Annotated in this window: 26 protein-coding genes; 8 read left to right on the forward strand and 18 right to left on the reverse strand. The window is 38.7% G+C overall.

Going from position 1 to position 18,508, the window contains the following annotated elements:
• Window positions 1-12: 12 nt before the first annotated feature.
• The 8 genes from ACHRV3_RS14110 to ACHRV3_RS14145 form a co-directional block, all read right to left on the reverse strand.
• Window positions 13-969 carry a hypothetical protein gene (locus ACHRV3_RS14110; protein ID WP_395435156.1) on the reverse strand — a complete coding sequence of 319 codons (957 nt, stop codon included), beginning with the start codon at window positions 967-969 and terminating at the stop codon, window positions 13-15.
• An 85-nt stretch (window positions 970-1,054) separates the two neighbouring features.
• Complete coding sequence (locus tag ACHRV3_RS14115; protein WP_395435155.1) at window positions 1,055-1,654, reverse strand: DUF6046 domain-containing protein; 600 nt, start codon at window positions 1,652-1,654, stop codon at window positions 1,055-1,057.
• Between the two features lie 194 nt (window positions 1,655-1,848).
• On the reverse strand, window positions 1,849-2,184 hold the full coding sequence (locus ACHRV3_RS14120; protein ID WP_395435154.1) for a hypothetical protein: 336 nt from the start codon (window positions 2,182-2,184) through the stop codon (window positions 1,849-1,851).
• Window position 2,185: 1 nt separating this feature from the next.
• Window positions 2,186-2,602 carry a hypothetical protein gene (locus ACHRV3_RS14125; RefSeq protein WP_395435153.1) on the reverse strand — a complete coding sequence of 139 codons (417 nt, stop codon included), beginning with the start codon at window positions 2,600-2,602 and terminating at the stop codon, window positions 2,186-2,188.
• The gene (locus tag ACHRV3_RS14130) at window positions 2,602-3,849 is read right to left on the reverse strand and encodes a DUF2586 family protein (protein WP_395435152.1); all 1,248 of its coding nucleotides are present in this window, start codon (window positions 3,847-3,849) and stop codon (window positions 2,602-2,604) included. Before ACHRV3_RS14130 ends, ACHRV3_RS14125 begins: the two co-directional genes overlap by 1 nt.
• Window position 3,850: 1 nt before the next feature.
• The gene (locus ACHRV3_RS14135) at window positions 3,851-4,312 is read right to left on the reverse strand and encodes a hypothetical protein (RefSeq protein WP_395435151.1); all 462 of its coding nucleotides are present in this window, start codon (window positions 4,310-4,312) and stop codon (window positions 3,851-3,853) included.
• A 12-nt stretch (window positions 4,313-4,324) separates the two neighbouring features.
• Window positions 4,325-5,206: a hypothetical protein gene (locus ACHRV3_RS14140; RefSeq protein ID WP_395435150.1), complete on the reverse strand. Its 882-nt coding sequence runs from the start codon at window positions 5,204-5,206 to the stop codon at window positions 4,325-4,327.
• 25 nt (window positions 5,207-5,231) lie between these two features.
• Window positions 5,232-6,380, reverse strand: a complete 1,149-nt coding sequence (locus tag ACHRV3_RS14145; protein ID WP_395435149.1) for a Clp protease ClpP — start codon at window positions 6,378-6,380, stop codon at window positions 5,232-5,234.
• A 112-nt stretch (window positions 6,381-6,492) separates the two neighbouring features.
• On the opposite strand from ACHRV3_RS14145, the gene ACHRV3_RS14150 reads away from it, so the two are divergent.
• The 8 genes from ACHRV3_RS14150 to ACHRV3_RS14185 all read left to right on the forward strand — a co-directional run bounded on the left by ACHRV3_RS14150 (window position 6,493) and on the right by ACHRV3_RS14185 (window position 14,551).
• On the forward strand, window positions 6,493-6,930 hold the full coding sequence (locus tag ACHRV3_RS14150; protein WP_395435148.1) for a hypothetical protein: 438 nt from the start codon (window positions 6,493-6,495) through the stop codon (window positions 6,928-6,930).
• Window positions 6,930-8,489: a hypothetical protein gene (locus ACHRV3_RS14155; protein WP_395435147.1), complete on the forward strand. Its 1,560-nt coding sequence runs from the start codon at window positions 6,930-6,932 to the stop codon at window positions 8,487-8,489. The genes ACHRV3_RS14150 and ACHRV3_RS14155 overlap by 1 nt, the downstream gene beginning before the upstream one ends.
• A gap of 12 nt (window positions 8,490-8,501) precedes the next feature.
• The gene (locus ACHRV3_RS14160) at window positions 8,502-8,927 is read left to right on the forward strand and encodes a phage protein Gp36 family protein (protein WP_395435146.1); all 426 of its coding nucleotides are present in this window, start codon (window positions 8,502-8,504) and stop codon (window positions 8,925-8,927) included.
• A 17-nt stretch (window positions 8,928-8,944) separates the two neighbouring features.
• A complete protein-coding gene (locus ACHRV3_RS14165; RefSeq protein ID WP_395435145.1) occupies window positions 8,945-10,195 on the forward strand; it encodes a DUF935 family protein in 1,251 nt (416 codons plus the stop codon).
• A gap of 242 nt (window positions 10,196-10,437) precedes the next feature.
• A complete protein-coding gene (locus ACHRV3_RS14170; protein ID WP_395435144.1) occupies window positions 10,438-11,532 on the forward strand; it encodes a phage minor head protein in 1,095 nt (364 codons plus the stop codon).
• An 88-nt stretch (window positions 11,533-11,620) separates the two neighbouring features.
• A complete protein-coding gene (locus ACHRV3_RS14175) occupies window positions 11,621-13,444 on the forward strand; it encodes a phage tail tape measure protein (RefSeq protein ID WP_395435143.1) in 1,824 nt (607 codons plus the stop codon).
• Between the two features lie 11 nt (window positions 13,445-13,455).
• Window positions 13,456-14,013 carry a phage virion morphogenesis protein gene (locus ACHRV3_RS14180; protein WP_395435142.1) on the forward strand — a complete coding sequence of 186 codons (558 nt, stop codon included), beginning with the start codon at window positions 13,456-13,458 and terminating at the stop codon, window positions 14,011-14,013.
• 10 nt (window positions 14,014-14,023) lie between these two features.
• Window positions 14,024-14,551 carry a hypothetical protein gene (locus tag ACHRV3_RS14185; protein ID WP_395435141.1) on the forward strand — a complete coding sequence of 176 codons (528 nt, stop codon included), beginning with the start codon at window positions 14,024-14,026 and terminating at the stop codon, window positions 14,549-14,551.
• Between the two features lie 8 nt (window positions 14,552-14,559).
• Here ACHRV3_RS14185 and ACHRV3_RS14190 read toward each other — a convergent pair whose 3' ends face one another.
• From ACHRV3_RS14190 to ACHRV3_RS14235, 10 genes are all read right to left on the reverse strand, one after another.
• Complete coding sequence (locus tag ACHRV3_RS14190) at window positions 14,560-14,841, reverse strand: DUF6150 family protein (RefSeq protein WP_395435140.1); 282 nt, start codon at window positions 14,839-14,841, stop codon at window positions 14,560-14,562.
• A complete protein-coding gene (locus ACHRV3_RS14195; RefSeq protein ID WP_395435139.1) occupies window positions 14,842-15,069 on the reverse strand; it encodes a hypothetical protein in 228 nt (75 codons plus the stop codon).
• Window positions 15,070-15,163: 94 nt separating this feature from the next.
• The gene (locus ACHRV3_RS14200) at window positions 15,164-15,688 is read right to left on the reverse strand and encodes a hypothetical protein (protein WP_395435138.1); all 525 of its coding nucleotides are present in this window, start codon (window positions 15,686-15,688) and stop codon (window positions 15,164-15,166) included.
• Window positions 15,689-15,923: 235 nt separating this feature from the next.
• A complete protein-coding gene (locus ACHRV3_RS14205) occupies window positions 15,924-16,184 on the reverse strand; it encodes a hypothetical protein (protein WP_395435137.1) in 261 nt (86 codons plus the stop codon).
• On the reverse strand, window positions 16,181-16,465 hold the full coding sequence (locus ACHRV3_RS14210) for a hypothetical protein (protein WP_395435136.1): 285 nt from the start codon (window positions 16,463-16,465) through the stop codon (window positions 16,181-16,183). The genes ACHRV3_RS14205 and ACHRV3_RS14210 overlap by 4 nt, the downstream gene beginning before the upstream one ends.
• A gap of 5 nt (window positions 16,466-16,470) precedes the next feature.
• Window positions 16,471-16,977 carry a hypothetical protein gene (locus ACHRV3_RS14215; RefSeq protein ID WP_395435135.1) on the reverse strand — a complete coding sequence of 169 codons (507 nt, stop codon included), beginning with the start codon at window positions 16,975-16,977 and terminating at the stop codon, window positions 16,471-16,473.
• Complete coding sequence (locus ACHRV3_RS14220; protein WP_395435134.1) at window positions 16,977-17,297, reverse strand: hypothetical protein; 321 nt, start codon at window positions 17,295-17,297, stop codon at window positions 16,977-16,979. The genes ACHRV3_RS14215 and ACHRV3_RS14220 overlap by 1 nt, the downstream gene beginning before the upstream one ends.
• Window positions 17,298-17,432: 135 nt before the next feature.
• Window positions 17,433-17,639 carry a hypothetical protein gene (locus ACHRV3_RS14225; RefSeq protein ID WP_395435133.1) on the reverse strand — a complete coding sequence of 69 codons (207 nt, stop codon included), beginning with the start codon at window positions 17,637-17,639 and terminating at the stop codon, window positions 17,433-17,435.
• Window positions 17,640-17,975: a hypothetical protein gene (locus tag ACHRV3_RS14230; protein WP_395435132.1), complete on the reverse strand. Its 336-nt coding sequence runs from the start codon at window positions 17,973-17,975 to the stop codon at window positions 17,640-17,642.
• Window positions 17,962-18,507 (reverse strand): hypothetical protein, encoded by a 546-nt coding sequence (locus tag ACHRV3_RS14235; protein WP_395435131.1) that lies wholly within the window; start codon window positions 18,505-18,507, stop codon window positions 17,962-17,964. The genes ACHRV3_RS14230 and ACHRV3_RS14235 overlap by 14 nt, the downstream gene beginning before the upstream one ends.
• Between the last annotated feature and the right edge of the window lies 1 nt (window position 18,508).

The raw sequence follows: 18,508 nt of genomic DNA on the forward strand, positions 1-18,508 counted from the left end.
ATTATTTAAGGATTAGTAAACTTTGTAACTCAGGGTGTTTTTCCTTGAAAAGCCGTTATCATCATACGATATCTCGACTGTCTCAATCATATAAGTTCCTTCACGTTCCGGGTTTTGCTGATCAATAAGCTTCAGACAGTCCCCGCACCTGGTTAAAGGCGTTCCTAATCCTGTAACAGAGCCGGTATAACCATCAAAAACAGCTTTAGCCAGCACAGCTTCCGCCTTTTCTTTTAATTCTGCCTCAGTGAAATTGCCAGCAAAGTTCAATGTCTTTTCACTTGCGTTAGGTAATTTGGAGCCTACCATCACGGTTTTCTTTTTGCCGTTGGGCAGGTTGGCCACTGCTTTAAAACGCACCTGCATGTCTTCTTTACGTTTATACTTGAGATCATTGGCTTTCACATCTTTTCGGATATCGTAAGTATGAACTTGACTCAGGTCGGCAAAATCGTATGCTAAACCAACCTTTAAAGTGTTTCCGGTAATGCGAGAATAAAGACCGTGATCGCTTTGTAAATCTTGAATGACTTTATACGAGCTCGCATTGTCTATTTCGAATTTTCCTAAATTGACCTGAGGGCAGTCTATAATAAGTCCCGGAAACAGTTCCTGCAGTACCGGTTTTAATTCAGCCTTGCCGTAATTTTTCACCCAGTTGTTCTGCTTATACGGCCACATCTTATCATCGCAATTGATTACCAAGGGCGCGTCGGCTTCAATCTCGCTTATATACCCTTCGAACTCCTGATGGTACACTCCATTATATCCAAGATCTATTTTAACAGGGTCACCGACTTTCATTAAATCCAAAATTGGTTTCTGGCCAATTTTGCCGTAAGCTTTCGGTACCACTAACTTTGCTGTAGAACTTAGTTCCTGTACCGTCTGGGTAATGTTGAAACTAGTAATATTGTTTAACTGAATGTTGCCTAATACGGCTTTTGAATTCATGTTCAAATACAGCATAGTATTTTCTTTTAAGGGTTCAGCCTGGACTGAAAAAAGGCATAAAGCTGAGACCAGGCAAATCGAAATCAATTTTTTCATTTCTTTATTTTTGGGTTAGTAATTGGTATTCTAAATCTTTTATTGCTCGCATCTTGAAACTGTAAGCAATGGTATCCTCGAAGCCTTCAACAAAATCGATCTGCACTTCCTGAATGTAAATCGCGGTAATTTCCAATGCGTCAAAGATTTCACTTGAGACATTCCAGATTCCGTTGAACTTGAATATTTCATTTAGCTTCTTGAGTTTATCTGCAGGAAACGTATGGTTATCCATATCGATCAAAAGACCTTTCCAGTCGATATCATAAGGCGATGTGTTGTAGCGCTCCACCACCTCGATATCATCAACATTGTCAATACTGGTAACAATCAGTTTTTTCTGCCTGCTGAAACTCAGCATAGGCGGTGTCGCAAAAACAGTATCGTATTCTTCGGCAATCTCTCGGAAGGCAAAATCAAATTCTATCTTGTCCCGGTAAAGTTTTACTTCGTCAAATTTGGTTTTATCATCCCAAAGAAGTACCTGCGAATTTTTAGGTTGTTCTACCTCGGCTTCAAAACCTTTCGCCGTTAGTTGAGTGCTCATTTTAGCTGCTACAAAACCAAATGCCATTTTAAATCGATCTCCTAAGTTTCCTTTCATCTATAGTGATTTTAGTAAGCCCTGCTCAGATAAAAATTTCAATTCTTTGATTCTCCTGGCAAATTCGTCATCACTAAGATCGTCGGGGTTTTCTTTGAAGTAGAGTCGAATCATGGCATCATACTGAAAACAGAGCTGGTCAATATCAAGTGAATCGTCTGATGACGCAATTAGAGGTATATCCTCTAATTGCGTTAGACATTTTTTATGATACCCTTTCTAATAACAATGAGTTCAGAAATAGTAGACATCACTCCAGAGAAAAGATTATCATCTGCCAGCACTTCTGCTTTATGTGACAACAAGCAAGCTTTTACCAAAAGATCATCTGCCTTTTTAGGGTCTGAATCCATAAATCTTCTGAACTGTCCTAAAACTGTTCTTGTGGGTACACATACTAAAAAGTCACGGGTGTTACCCTCATCGTCGATAGGCACCTCTGCAAGTCTTACATCTAAACCTTTTGCTCTAGCTGCATCGATCATTTCTTGCGTAATACCTTCCGGTAATTGTTTTTTTTGTTCTTTCATTTTAAACGTTGAATTTTATTTCCGTTGGAAATAGTTCGTATTCTTTTTCGATTTCGCCGTCATTAGTTACTGCTCGGCCATTACCTTTGAATTTTGCGGTAACGATGTCTTTTATCATTTCATTTTCAGAATTCAAAAATGTAATGATGATTGGAAAAGGCCTAATTAAGGCGATATCTCCATTTGGTGCGGTTCTCTCAATCCAGGCGACTGCATCAAGAGGCAGTGTGATTTTGGCATCCATTTCTTTGGCTCCCATTCTCCAGCCTCTCGCATCTCGTCTTAAGCCTCTTTGGTATTCGTGCGCATAATTAGAGTTGTATTCAATTGCCGATGGGTTAATATCATAGTTCCCAGCAAGGGTTACCGTCACATCACCGGATGAATACACCTCATGCATTCTTTTTACTTTTGCCATTAGATACTGGTTTTAAGATTTATAGTTCCTACAAGCTCGTTTATAGTTCCAGTTGGAACTACTGTAAACTGTACGTCTAATATTTTGTTACCAATCAAATCACTGTTAGGATCAACAATGGTTTTACCCTCGCTGATAAGTCCTGCGGATGCCATTCTATTAAAAACATCATTACCAATAGCATTGTAGTATTCTACCATATCTACTGGAAGCAGACCACTTTCAAGCGGTACCGGCTTTTTGATTTCCGGCAAATAAATCAAACGAAGTGCTCTTACACACTGGTCAATAGTATGCGAAAAGTAAATCGTGTGCTGATTCATATTTCCCTGAGCATCGATAACAATCGGCGCCATAGTGGGACCATCATTAAACCAGTATCCTGCCAATCCCTGATATTTAACAGGAACTATGTATCCTTTATCGTTTAAGGTCTCCAGGGATTCGAATACGTCTTTGTATCTTTTGTGATTAGACAGTCCTCCGATCATCCAAGAGTTTAAAGGCACATTTTGAATGTTTTTGGTTTCAACTTCGCCAGGGTTTCTGTTCCAGGCATGAGAGGCTATTACTCCTAAAAATGTTCCAACATCAGCAAACTTTTTTGCATTGCCGGTGAAAGATTCTGCGTGGTTCCAGTCCTGAGCGATAACCATACTTACCTTTGTTGCAGATATTTTTACAGCTTCCTCAGCGACAATAATTTCAAAATCTCGAAGATCAGCAAGCGTGCTTAAAGTGTCTGAAATACCGTAACCCTCAACTATGGTATGCAAAGGCATATCGTTTTGCCCTGCCCAGGCTGCCAAATTCTGCAGTTCTGGAATTGATTCATTAACCGTTGTTGGAAGACCATTAATTAATGTGATCACGGCATCTGAATTTACAAAAAAGGCTAAATCTGAGATCATACCCTCAGCACTTACAATAAGTGTTTTTGCAGGCGAAATCATATTTTTTAATGCTACAGTGTCAGCAAGCAGCATAATATTAAGAATTCTTCCTGGTCCATTCATACGATAGAATTCGGAGATATGACGATATACATGCATATTATTCTCCAGATCGTAAGCCGCTGTAATTCCCAGCGCTTCGGCATCTTCGATACGGCGTAGAACGTACGCCGTATCGAGTGCTAATTTTCCAACTACTGCAGCACCGTTTCCAATAAGTCCAAACTGACGGTTGTCGCCGGCTTGGTTGGCTCCGATGTTGCCTTCGCTAATTGATACACCTCTTAAACTCATTTTAAAGCTTGTTTAAAGTTTCTTTAAACTGAGTTAGGGCGACGATCAAAGTATCTGCAGAGTTATTTTCGGTTTTGATATCGAAAAATTTAACCAGGGCTTTCATTGTCTGATAGTTCTCTTTTTTAAGTTCCGTATCTGTTAAAAGCTTTAAGTTTTTTTCTTTAAGTTCTGCATCATCAGTACCTCCAGTTTGAGTGTTTGTATCAGATCTTCCTGCATCTGGTTTCTGATCTGTTTTTGGCTTCTGGTCGACTTTTGGCTTCTGGTCTACTTTTGGTTTCTGATCTGCTTTTTGCTTCTGATCAGGTTTTTGCTTTTTTATAAACTCGGCTTCTTCGTCACTTGCTTTTGCAAGACCTTCGTCAAAAAACAATTCTCCTTCAGAATTTACCCAGATTCCTTTGATTACTTTATCTGCCAAATACTCCTGAGCAATGGCTTTTTCTTTCTCTGTTATCATACTTTTTTAGTATTAAGCTACATCAGACATAATTGCCCCCATACCTTTAGTTTTCTTAGGCATAGCAATGTATCGGTGATTGAAGTTGATTTTGTTTCTTTGATATTCTGTATCATTCTCAGCAGGCGACCAGTACATCTTAGTGCTTCCAGTACATTTGAACACAAATGGCTTGTAGTATGACACAGATGCATTGAAGTTTGTTGAAGTAGGAAGCGAACCCAAAGAACCTTTCGCACCTGCACTTGTAAATACAGGACATGAAATATGCTCATAGATTGCAAAACCATACATATTTGCAAGCGCACCTGTCGTATAGTTGTAATACTGATCTTTGAATTTTTGGTCTGCTGCCAAAAGATCATTTACGTGATCTGTACATAAAACCAATACTAGGTCTCCAGCAATTCCCATGTCATTGTATGCTTTTTTAAGCCTTACAACATCTGCAGGGATAAGCGTTTTTCTTCCATTTACAACCGGTCCTGTAGTTTTAATTACAGGTGTTTCTGCAGTATTTCCTGCAGGCGCAATTGAGTGAAGCGCTTTTGCAAATTTCGATTTTGAGATAGCTGATGCGTGTTTATCTTTTACCGTTGCTACTTTATCATAAGACAATGCATACAACTCATCGTCTGATATCGGGGTAGTTTTAGTTGTGAACTTATCGAGTTTAATCGCGATATCGTCATCATCTAAACTTTGAATTGGAATAGGATAAGTCGTATTATTGATAATAACGTCCGGTTCCACACCAACATCAACCAAGTGAATTACATCATTTTCCGCATACTGCGAACTGTCCGGGATTGTTTCTAAAAACGTTCCTGATTCTGCTGAACTGACTGTTTTTACTAATTCGCCAGTCCAGACTTCTTTATACACATCTGCCATTTTTTAGGTATTTGTTTTTAATTAATTATACTTTTGGTTCTACACCGTATTTAGCCTTGTAAAGGGCTTGGAATACTTCGGGTCTACTGTTTTTTACTGCCTCGAGCTCACCTGATTTTTTAGCAAGTGCATCCCATGTTTCGGCTGAAATTGTCAAGGCGCTCTCTGCTGTAATGTTTAAAGTTCCTGCAGCTGCAGCAACTCCGGTTGGTGCAGTTTTAATAAGTGTGGCCAATGGAACAGGTGTTTGTGCAGGTTTTTTCAATGCTGGAAGCATAGCCTTCATCTTGTCAGCTCCAAGTGCTTTACCTACTTCTTTGTAAGTGGCTTGCTGCTCTTTTGTGATAGCCTCTCCGGTCACATATTCCTCCAACAGATCATCGATGTTTTTCTCTTTGTCTGCCTCTGCTTTTAGCTGCAATTCTTTAATTGTAGCATCCTGCTCAACTCGTTGTTTTTTAATTGCTTCAATGATCTCAACATCACTCGAAGCTTCTGTTACACCTTCTAATTTTAAAGATGCGATAAGGTCTTTTTTCATACTTGTTTCGTTTAAATTGTTAGGTTGCGAGACGGCCAGACGTGCAGTGAATTTTTCAAATACATTTTTAGTGTTGGCCAGTACTTCCGTTTTAGATATCGGTGCTCTGCCTGTGACTATAATTTCATGGATAAGTCCGGCTTCCAAAGCTTCGGCAGCATCCATCCAGTTATCTTTACCATTGAGCCAAAGCGCATTTACTTCGTCAATGGTTTTCCCTGAAATTTCAGAATAGCGTTTAGCCATTGTACCTCTCATTGAGGTCAAGATTTTAGCCGTTTCGAGCATAGCATCTTCGTCGCCTTCGACGTAAGAGGTTGGACGGTGCAGCATTATAAAGCTGTCATCGTTCATTCTTATTTTGTCTACAGCAAGCATTATGATCGTGGCCATACTTGCAGCGATTCCGGTAATGTCAAGCAGTCTTTTGACTCTGGCATTCGAAAGTGTGTTGTAGATTAAATTGCCTTCTATTACGGAACCTCCGAAAGAGTGGAGATCAATAAAAAGACTGCACTTTTTTTCGGTTGCCATTGCCACAGCTCTTGTGAAGTCTGAATTCGAAATATCAAAGGGATTTATGTCACCGTGTGCCCGTACTTCGACTTGTTTGTTAATGAATTGAAATTGCATGTTTGTCTCATTTGAACGGCAAACCTACAAGCGTAAACTCGGAATCAAAAAACACTGAGACAGAGTGTCCTAACTAATTTTTAAAGGGTCTTTTTAGTGACACATTTGCATCATGAAAAAGACAGAATTAGTAGAAAAGAGCGCGGAAATAAGCGTTGCGGAAATGCTTTATATCGAGAAAAACTTTACGATAAAAGCTATCGCGGAGAAACTCGGGAAGCATCCTAAAACGATTGCTGCCTGGCGTGATAAATACAATTGGGATGAAGCTAAAGAACTACTGCAGGGAAGCCCTTTAGAGCTAAATAAGTTACTTCTTAAAGAAGCAATTAACATAAGTAAAGGAGGACAAGCCTCATTTGATTCGGTTGCACTTGGAAGAGTAATGAAAGCCTTTGACTACATGGCCAAAAAATCAAATCCAACTGTCATTATGGAGGTGCTGATGGAACTTGACACATTTCATTCGCAGATTGACCCAAAAGAAGCGGCCAAACAAACTGCCATTCATAAGCAGTTCCTGCTGCATAAAATTCAAATGCAGGGATAATGGCAGCACCTATAAATTATGACAAGTTAACCAGGTTCTACGATGCGCATGTCAAGCGCATCGAAAAAGCATGTACCATAAACATACATGAGACACCTGAGGAAAAATTGAAGCGAATCAAAGACTTGGAAGCAGATTATATTCCATGGTTTGAATACTACTTCAAAGATTATGCAACCTGCAGATCAGCACCGTTTCATAAAACGATATCAAACATCATTATCAAAAATCAGGTTTGCAAACTTCTGAATGATGCTTTTAGGGGTTCTGCAAAGTCGGTTCATACTATGTTAGGGGTGCCTTTATATCTGGGATTTGTAAAAAAGGAAATGAACTTCATGCTTCTGATCGGAGAGAACGAAGAAAAAGCCAAACGTTTGATTTCTGACGTACAGGCGCACCTTAAACACAATACCCGATTTATAAACGACTATGGCGAGCAGTTTAACCAGGGCGATTGGGCAGAAGGAAATTTCACTACTAAAAGCGGCATTCACTTCCATGCTTTAGGATTTGGACAAGACCCAAGGGGATTAAGGTTTGGAGAATTCAGACCCGACTATATTGGGTGCGACGATATCGACACGCTGAAACGATGCAACAATGACAGACTTATTCGTGAGGCAATCGACTATATCACCGGTACACTATGGGGTTGTTTTGATAAGGGAAAAGAGCGCTTTGTTTTTAATAACAACCTGATTCACAAAAATTCAATCATGGCCAAACTTATTGAGCTTTCCAAAGTAGCCAATAAAGAGAGTAAAAAACAGGGATTCAAAAACCCGTATCACCATATCAAAACCAAGGCGGTTCTGGACGATCAGTTTACACCAAGCTGGCCGGCTAAATATACCGCTCAGTATTGGCTTGAAAAACGACTGGCTACACCATATCGAAGCTGGATGCGTGAGTACATGTGTACTCCGCTTATGGATGGCGCCATTTTTAAACCCGAATGGATGCAGCACTGTAAGATGGCGAAGCTCGACCAATATGATGCTTTAGAGTTTTACGGGGATTTGAGTTACAAAGACAAGGGAGATTACAAGGCCATGTTCCTGATGGGTAAAAAAGGACGTGACTTTCATATCATTTTTTCATTCTGCAGACAGACATCAAGAAGTGTCTGCGCATCCTGGCTTTATGATCTGTACGAAAAAAAGAAACTCGAACGCTACCCGATTGTCTATAAAATCGAAGGGCTTTTTGCAATGGACGAGTTTGTAAGTGATTTTGATGTCGAAGGGGATTACAGAGGATATCACATACCGGTTATAGCGGACAAAAGGCCAAAAGACGGGAAATATGAACGTATAGAGGCTAATTCAGGCCATTTCGAGCGCCTTCGTGTGTTTTGGAATGAAGAAGAAAAGGAAACTTTAGATCAAACTACAGCCATAGACCAACATCTGGCATTTGAAAAAGGATCAGGAGCCAATGATGATGCACCCGATGCTGTCCAGGGAAACATGGCCGATCTGAACAAAGCCACATTTGTGAGCAGCTTCGATGTACATACCACATCGAGAGCAAGCATGAAAACCAGACATTATTAATACGCTATCAGCATGAGATATATACTAGAAGAAGACTACGAAATGCAGATTAAACAGGAGATTGTAAGGCTCCTGACTGCTCAGGATTTTTATAATTCCACCAAATTGGTAAGAGCCGAAAAAACGGCCACTGACCAGCTGCGACAATACGTTGGTAAACGTTACGATCTGCCGGCTTTTTATAATCTGCCGGTCCGTGATGAGTTTATAGTCACCCTGCTGATTGATGTGGCCCTTTATCATCTGTATTCACAAACAGGGATGAAAGATATTCCTAAACACAGGGATGACCGATATCAGGACGCACTGGACTGGATGCGTGGTGTGGGTAAAGGAGAAATTCCCGCTGATCTACCGGAGATAACTGACGATTCCGGGGAAACCTATTCAGAGGTTAAAATATGGAGCGCCCGACCTCCGCAAGATCACAAGTATTAAGATAAAAGCATTTCAAAATGACTATAAAAAGAAGAAAATACACTTCAGCACCGGCATTTCAGGCAAAGGCACCTGCAGCAAAAAAAAGTGATGAAGCAATCATAAAAGCGATAGTGGCCGAGTTTCAGGACATGACCCGAAAAGACATACAGAAATGGCGTAAGGCAATGACTGCAGCTTCAAACCCGAATGAACCCCGTTGGGCTGCCATGCAGGATTTAATTGACGAAATGATCATAGACGGTCATGTGGAAAGTGTTTTGGTTATCCGCAACGCTGCAACGATGAATCACCGATTTTATGTTAAAGATTCATCCACCGGAAAGCCATTAGAGGAACAAACTAAATTCCTGAAAAAACAATGGTTTTATCAGTTTTTAGAAGCCTGCTGCGATGCTCTTGTACATAAGTACAATGTAGTGCAGATAATTTCTGCAGAGGAAAAATTGAAAGTGGTTCCAGTGCCATTCCGTAATATTTCCATAACCGAGCAGCGCATGTATCTGGAAGCTTTTGGGACGAAGTATGTTGATTACATGGAGGTACCCGGAATTATTGAAATAAACCACAGATCGAAGTATGGAATTATAAATAGTATAATTCCAAATATTATCTGGAAACGTAACGCTATGCAGGCATGGGCAGAATTTTCAGAAAAGTTTGGAATGCCCCTGATTACCGCTACTACTACCAATCGAAATGATATTAAACGTATCGAAACGATGTTGCGAGCACTTGGTGAAGCTTCACAGGCTGTTATGCCTCACGGAACCGATGTAAAAATACATGATCTTGCAAATGCCGGCAATCCTGTTAACACCTACGAAAAGCAGATCAGACTGCATGACGAGCAGATCAGTAAGCCGATTGTAGGAAGCGCAACGATGACCGACACTGCTGGGAACCGAAGCCAGACCGAAGTGCATGAGAGAACACTTGACGATAAGATTGCCACTAATGACAAACGTTTCTTTGGTTTTATTGTAAACGATCAGCTTTTCCCAGTACTGCAGCAAATGGGTTTCCCTTTTGACAATACTAAAATGGAATTTGTTTTCGATGAAACAGAAACTATGAGTATGTCTGAGCATTGGAAAATGGTGTGGGAAGCGATAAGCGAATTTGAGATTGATACCGAATGGATAGCAACCACTTTTAATATTCCGATCACCGGGGTGAAAACCACTGCTGCGGTTCCTCCTGAAAAAGACGATAAAAAGAAGACACCAAAAGCAAAAGGAAAAGGGCTTTTTGAAAATTTTCAGTAGGCCCCTTAGACGGTGAGGGGCATAAGCCAAAACTTTATGATGCCGGGTGTCCAAAATGTGCAGGTACATTATTTACTGCAGAAGCAGAGAACGAACCGTCAGAAGCCTATAAAAAGGCAGTTGAAGAAGCCGTAAATCGTGTTTTAAAGGATGCTTACAATTCAGATTACAATGCAGAGCTCGCAAGTATAACCGCTCAGGAACTGGCAAGAATAACAGCAAAACAATACAACAGTATTAACGTGGATTGGAATGCTCCGGACACGGAAATGATGCAGCGCTTAACCCGTGATGTATGGCAGTTTTCAAGTGCTAAAAATTATCAGGAAATGAGGGATTTAACCAATCTTCTCAAAGATGAAAATGGAGAACTGCGCTCATTTTCTGATTTTAAAAATGAAGCTTCAAAAGTAACGGACCGTTACAATGAAAACTGGATGGAAACCGAATATAACACAGCGGTGTCCAGTAGCCAAAATGCAGCAAGATGGACAGAGTTTCAAAAAGATAAGGATGTAATCCCAAATCTCGAATACCAGACTGTTGGAGACTCAGCAGTGCGTGCTGAGCACCAGGTACTCGATGGTATTGTAAAACATATAGATGATGTGTTCTGGGCTTCGCACTATCCTCCTAATGGTTGGGGCTGTAGATGTGAAGCTGTACAGACTTTAGAAACAAGTACAACCCCGGCAAACAAAACCCCGGATATTGTAATTCCAAAAATGTTCAGAACAAATTTAGCTTCGGACAGTTTGGTATTTCCAAAAGGGCATCCGTATTACGTTGAAATTCCAGAGCATGTTTTGGTGAAAACCTTAAAGCTGATTCCTGTCGAAAGTGCTTTTCGTGTCGATTATTACAAAGACAAGCCATTGCTTACACATATCAATCACCACGCGCATGAGCTGCACAATAACAGCATTATCAGCAGGACATTGATTGATAAGTATAAATCTATAAGTAAAGTGGAACTGCTGCCAGATATCAGCGGTAAGGAAATGGAACTAAAAAAGAGGTTTTATCCTAAGCGCTGGTACGAACACCTTGATGCTAAAAATGCAGATGCCCTGATACAGATCAAAGGGAAAGATACCATTGTCGAGTTTAAATATTTGACCGGAAACGGAAAACATATTAAACGTCATTTGGAAAATGCTGCAGGCAAAAGTGAGTATGCTGTCATAATGCTTACTGAGGAAAGTACACTAAAAAAAGAGTGGCTAAAACAAAAACTGGACACTTGGTTTTTAAACACCGATAAAACACACTTTAAAGGGGTTTTAATCCTGGATGCAGAAGGAAAAGAACTGTATAAAAAAAGCAGCCTATTGTAAAACAGGCTGCTTAATATCAGGAACCGCGGTCCGCAAACCTCGATGTTCAAGCCTGATAGTGCAAATATAACAAATTATTTATATATAAATGGCAACAGCAAGAATGGAACTGCACATATCCCTGAGAGATAAACTCAACATGGGATTAAATAGTGCAAAAAACAAAGTTAACAAGGCCGTTAACCAAATGCAGGGGAAACTTAATTCCCTACGATCAAGCGGTTCTAAAATGCTTAGTTCTTTAGGAGGTGAAATACCACAGCTGGGACAAGCGTTATCCTTATTGGCCAATCCGCTTGCCTTAACGGTAGCCGGCATTGGTGCAGTAGGCGCTGCAATAGGTTACGCAACAAAACAGGCCAATGCCTGGTGGGAAAGCATGGCCCAAATTAACGTCACGGCAGAGCTCTCGCGGGATAAACTCAAAAAGTTATCAGATAAGCTGCTCGAGATCGGAAGCCGGAACGTTGCACCTCTCGAGGAAATCCCGAAGGCTTTTAACAGAATTATTTCTGCAGGTTTATCGGTCAATAAGTCAATGGAAGCTTTAGAGCCAACACTTAGAGCAGCAAAAGCTGGATTCACAGATATTGAAACTGTAGCCGGTTCTGCAGTTGCAGTAATGTCATCCAGTGGGGAGAATGTGAACAGGGTATATGATATCTTATTTGCTACTGTAAAGTCAGGTAATGCTGAATTTAAAGACATTGCCAACTATCTGCCAAAAATCATTCCCCTGGCAAAGAATGTGGGTTTTGCACTTGATGAAACTGCAGGGGCTTACGCTGCACTTACAACCAAACTTTCCACTGAGCAATCCTCTACGGCTTTAGAAGGTATTATGAGATCACTATCAAATACCAAAATCGTAGGGCAGTTTAAGAAAATAGGTATCGACGTTTTTGATGTTAAAACCGGAAAAGTGAAACCTATACTGGATATCATGAAACAGCTGGATAAACAAATGGCAGGTTTGACTGATAACCAGAGAATGAAAAAAATGGCTTCTTTAGGACTAGACCAGAGTTCATCAGTGGGTTTTGGAACACTTATTCAGGATATTAAGGGACTGGAAAGTGCTATTGATGCATCGATAAATAGTCAGGGCGCATTAAGCAAAGCTTATCAAGACTCTTTGACCCCAATGGAATCATGGAAAATTGTTTGGAATCAAATACAGGTTTACATAATCAAATTTGGTGAATTGTTCCTGCCGATTATGTCTGCTGCCGGTAATAAAGTTTTGGATATGATCAACTATTTCAAAAATCTCTGGAATGAGTCCGTAATTTTTAGAGATGTCATTGCAGCTTTAGGAATTTACTTTGAATGGGCTTTCAAAATTGCAACGTTCGGTATCAGAACCGTATGGAACTATGTAAAAATTCTAATTGGTGTATTCGTCACTGTATTTACAACAATATGGAACGGTATTAAAGCAATAACGGGTTTTAAAGGGTCTTTTACTGACTTATATCTAAAAGTCAAACCCATATTAATATGGATGAAAGAACTCCTAGGGCAAATTGCTGATATCATGTACGACATTTTTACACTGAATTTCACCGGAGCAATTGATAAGGTTAAGAACTTCAAATTTCCGAACCTGGAAGAAATCACTGCAAAAGTAATGCTTGATGCTAAAAATCCATCCGATACTGATTTGGTAGATGAACCGGACGACGCACCAGGGGGAGGAATGCCACCAGTAGCACCTGCGAGCCCGGTTGATGATGCCAATAAGATTTCAGGGGGAGGACAGGCGAAGAACCTGACTATTAATATAGGTAGTCTGGTTGAGAATCTATCCACTAAATCTGAGGAATTCAACAAAATGAACCCGCAGCAATTTGAAAAAGCGATGATAGAAATATTAATGCGTGTAATTCGAAGCGGAGAGCTTGCATTTTAAAACTCACAGCAATGAACGAGTTTATAAAAATGGTAGATAACCTGATAAAAGCTAGGAAAGCACTACCAAATGAAGTGGCTGTATTGGCTGTAAGGTTTAGTAAAGACCGCTTTAGAGATCAGGCGTGGTATGACGAAAATAAAGAAGCCTGGAAAGCAAGAAAGCAAAGACGTCAGGGAGGTAAACGAAAAAGCCAGACAATACTAGTAAACACCGGAAGGTTAAAGCGAAGTATCCGAAAAATAAAGGCAGATCAAAATGAGGTGAAGATCGGAACCGATGTTCCCTACGCAGAAATACATAACAACGGCGGTAAAATTACCGCCTCTGCCAATGTAAAGTCGTACACCAAAAAAGCGCACACCAGAAAAGCGCACACCAGATCGAGAAAAGGGAATGTAGAAGCTGTGCCGGCTCAAAACGTATCATCACATCGAATCAAAGCACATCGCAGGAAAATGAATACTACAATTCCACAGCGCCAATTTATAGGTAATAGTGCTAAACTGGCCAGAGACATAGAAAAACTAATTGTTGACCGCTTTGAAAAAGCGATGAGAACCACTTAAAAACAAAAAAATGAAAATTCCTTTTTTAAATCTGTATAGTATTATTGAAGCTGAAAAACAAAAGTTTGAAGACCGGGGATTGAATGGAAACTTCTTTATTGACATATACCGAGGTCAGCCCGAGGACCCGGAACAATACGAATTTTTTTCGCTTCCGGCTCTTTTTATCGACTATACCGTAACCGGTCAGGGAAAAGATAGGCCAAGGCTGATTCAGATCACCCTACATCTGCTAATTGATGAAGAAAACGACATGAGTAATGTAGCTCCAAATAATCTAGTCGGGATGAATCGTTTTGTTTATTGCGGCATACTGCAGGAGATTTTGGAAGGTAGAAAACTTGTTATGAATTCTGCTTTGAAGTTTATTTCAGAAGTACCAATCGATAACGCGGTGGCGGATTACCATAGTCTGATTTTTGAATTTGAATCTTTTCCAAAAGACCTTATTTCAAATCCTGTTTTTGAAACTGGGGAATTCGATAAACCCAATGTTGATGGACAGATCAAAGAACAAAAAAAGAAGGAGGCTATTTAGCCTCCTTTTTAATTTTCTAATTGTTCTTTTGTCCGAACCCTGTAAATTTTGACATCTGCCTGTTGTGGAAAACTTACATATCTGATCGGTTTGCTTGTTGGTGTTTTTCGATCAACATACCAGCATCCTTTTTTTGTGATCTGATTTTTGTTGTTGACAAAATAAACCAAAATATCTGCCTGCTCCCTGGCGTTTACTTCATACACTTTTAAGGCATTTATATCCTTATTGTCGATATGATATTCCTGAGAAAAACAAACCATGCTGAAAAGTAAGAAGATGTATTTCATTTAAAATAATGTTAGTTGATTTGCTGTTTTTTCTGTGTGTTTTTTTGCAATTTTAAGGTATCGCTGCAAAGTTCTGTATGACATTGGGTAAACCTTACTTATCTTAGTTCTCAAAATCCCTGCCATCATTTTAGATTGGTTCCCTGCCTCGTAATGCTCATCCAGCATCTGTTTTACCAGCAATGCTTTCTTTATGGTATTGGTATGAGATTGTTGGGAGGCTGACATGTGACAAAAATATATAGTATTTTAATACGTGTCAACCCAACTTTAGAGCAAAAAAAAACCATGCCCGGAAGCATGGTTTTGAATTAATAAATACTTATAATTTTAAAAAATCTTCCTTAGTCATTGAGCCTATTAATTCATTTTTAAAGAAGTCATCAACAAATGAATAATTGGTTTGTTTTACAGTTAGATAATCGGTGTATCTTAAATTTTGTCCCTCAGGCAAATAAACTCTGATTTCTTGTGATTTATTATTTTTAAAAAACACTACTATTACAGTACTTGGATTACCATACCCTGCCACGCCAGGCACATCGTTTTTATCATGTCTGTGATCACCAACGTAGATATTAAAAAATTGATAGTTATTGCCTTCGTCTAAGCATTTTTTTATTTCGGTTTTCAAAATATTAGCTGCGTTCGCACTGCCATAACCATTATAATGAGATTTCAACCAATTTTCGGTTTTTACTAATGTATTTGGAGCTGTATTATCAACTATAACAGGAACTTCTTTTATAACCTCTACTGGAACTTCTTTTACAACTTCTTTTATTGTTTCGTCATTACTGCAGGCAGTTAAAATTGTTAGGGCTAAAAATAAGGTAATTTTTCTCATTGTATTTGTATTGAATAGTTAATAAATTTTATGTTTAATAAAAGAGATAAAAAAAGCAAATTAAGACAAATATTACAAAACCAGCAATATAAACTAGCAGTAATTTTCGTTTTAAATCTCTGCTTAACTCATAAATTCTGTTATCTCTTTCCAGATAGTACTTGTTTCTTATTTCGTCGTCTGTCAATCTTATTTCGTTCTGATTTTCCATGAGCACAAATCTAAATCATTCTTTTTAATTCATTTTACGGAAATCCGTACTTATCGTTTCATCAAGCCAAAAAATTGCAAGTTGATCATCAATATCATTAAAAACAGCGTCGCAGTTTTCTTCTTCCATATCTCCAATTTCAACAAACATTTTCCACATCTGCGCTACACCGGCATAAAAAGCCCTTTTTGTTTCCTGCAGTTGTATTTCAGACATGTTTTCTTTCTTAAGGTTAACCTTGTCCAAATAAAATTCAAACTGTTTTTCTAAATGAAATTTTTTCATGATAGGTCATTTTCTACGTTATAAATTGAAATATGGATAACACCATCGATGTAATAGGAACTTCCGCTTTTGCTATTCTTATGGCTATCCAATTTTGGAACTGCAGCTTTCCCTTTGTAACTCTGTAAGGCTTCGCTGTAACGCCTTTTTACATCTTGATCTGCTTTTTCCTTGTTTGTAAATAAGCAGTGATCAATGCTTTCAAAATAATCTATAATTGCAGTACAAAGCCTGTTTTTTGCTGCATAAGTTTGCGTAATTTTTACAAATTGTTTTGCCATAATTTTTAATATTCGTCGTTAAATCTTTCTTGATAAAGCCAGGTACTTAAGAGCGCCTGTGCTATAGTTCCTTTTGCAAGCTTCTTTTTGTATTTTGGAACTTGAATAAAGCATTTGATTTTTTGTTCTTCCGTTAATCTCTTAAATAAACCTTCTGCTTTTTTCTTGCTCTCTTTGTAATCATACAAAAGCCACAACGCTTCAAAACTTAAATCTGCAGGCGAAACTTCGATCTCAAAAACCTTAAGATATTTTTTAAGTTTCATCCAAACTGTTTTCATAGTCTTTTCTTCATATGGGAATCTTGGTTCTAGCTGTGCTAGCAGTTCCTTCCCGTTCTCAAATTTGGCATTTTCCGGAAGATATCCGGTTAAAAGCCATTGGCGCTGGTCGTGGTTCAGAACGCCCTCACATACTTCAAATAGTCTAAAATTCCCCATTAAATCGTATTTAAACAGAAATACCAAGCCTATTTCTTTTCCTTTCGCTCGATAGGTTGTAAGCGGTTCCATTACACTATTTTTTGATTAATTATGGCAAGTATTTCACGTGTTACTCTTTTTTGTTCTCTTGTAGTCCCCTGGTCGATAAAAATTAAAAGAAACTGATGAACAGCTACTGCTTCATAGAATTTTAAAGTCAGTTTAAAAGCTTTTTTAACACCTCTTTTTTCGATTGCTTTTTTAAGCAATTTATTTGCAATGTCAAACATTAGATAAATGAAACTCTTATTCTCTTTCGATGTAGCCTGAACCGGATCGACTAAATGATATGCAATCGCTTCATTTAAAAATGACAGTTGATTGTTTGTTATTTCAAATTCTATTTTCATTTTAACATTCAGTTTTAGGTTTAGATAATTGTTTTTTACATTCTGTGCAGAACTCTGCTGTTGTTTCGCAAGTTGCTGTGCTGTCGATAACTCTTAAAAGTGTTTGATCGTGTGGACAATCTATTGTGTTTTCCATCACTCAACTTTAAAATCAGGGTCAATTTGTGAAAGTGCTGTATGAACATCATTTAGTTCAGTTTCAAGTTGCGTTTTTTTATCCTCGAAAGATTTCCATGAAACCATTTCTGGATTGCTAAATTCTTCCAGGACATTCATGGGATTAGCTAGTATCTGTTTTAGTCTAAATACTTCGTCTTTTAGTAATTTTATAGGTACTTTCATTTATTTGCTCCATTTATGATTAACGACTCCGCTCATTGCTATGATAATTTTTGATACCTCCTGTGGTGTCATGTCCATTAAAGGTTTTTTCACCGGTGAACGTTCAGATTTTAAGAATTCACTAAAGGCTCCATCCATGTCTGCGACTTCTCCTGATGGGTGTTTATCATCTGGCTTTACCCATTGCCGGTTTCTGCAGAGGGCCATGATAGTAAGATGCTGTTTGTTGTTTTTATCAAATGCTCCCCAGCTTTCATTTTTTACAGGTTTTGGGGCATTGTAATTGTCTATTGCGCTTCCTGAGCCCGAATAAACAAATGGTTTATTTTTGATCATTTTGCAATTTTTTTAAGTGTTTTTCTAGTCTTTTTTTAGTCATATCTGCATTCCATATTCTCCAGCCTAGTACCATTTTTTCAAATAGTGTAAAATCATAATCTATTAAATCTTCTTCGTTTGAAAAAAAGGTTTCTCCCGTATTTATCGCATTACAAATCCAGTAACCAATCTTACCAAATCCAGCTACAAAAACAACCTTTGGTTCTTGGTTTTTGTTTCCTTTTCTAATCTTGATACTTCCTTTAATAGGATGAGTTTCGATTGACGGAATGATCATAAAGTGAGTTGGTGAACTTTCAGTATCTTCTATATAGCAATCCTGATGATCTACGTACCGTGCAGATGTCCATCCTAAATCTCCATTAATAAAGCATTCCCTAGTTCCATCAGGGTTAAAATCAGGATGAATCCAGTCCTCTGAGTGACCCAAAACTTTTAAAAAATCTTGTTGCTGCAGAGGAAACTTTTCTAGTTCGTACCACACACCTGATTTAAATTGACTTCTATAATTATCATTGCTTCGTGCCATA

The sequence above is a fragment of the Flavobacterium sp. FlaQc-49 genome (assembly GCF_044005985.1).
GTDB classification, from domain to species: domain Bacteria; phylum Bacteroidota; class Bacteroidia; order Flavobacteriales; family Flavobacteriaceae; genus Flavobacterium; species Flavobacterium cupriresistens.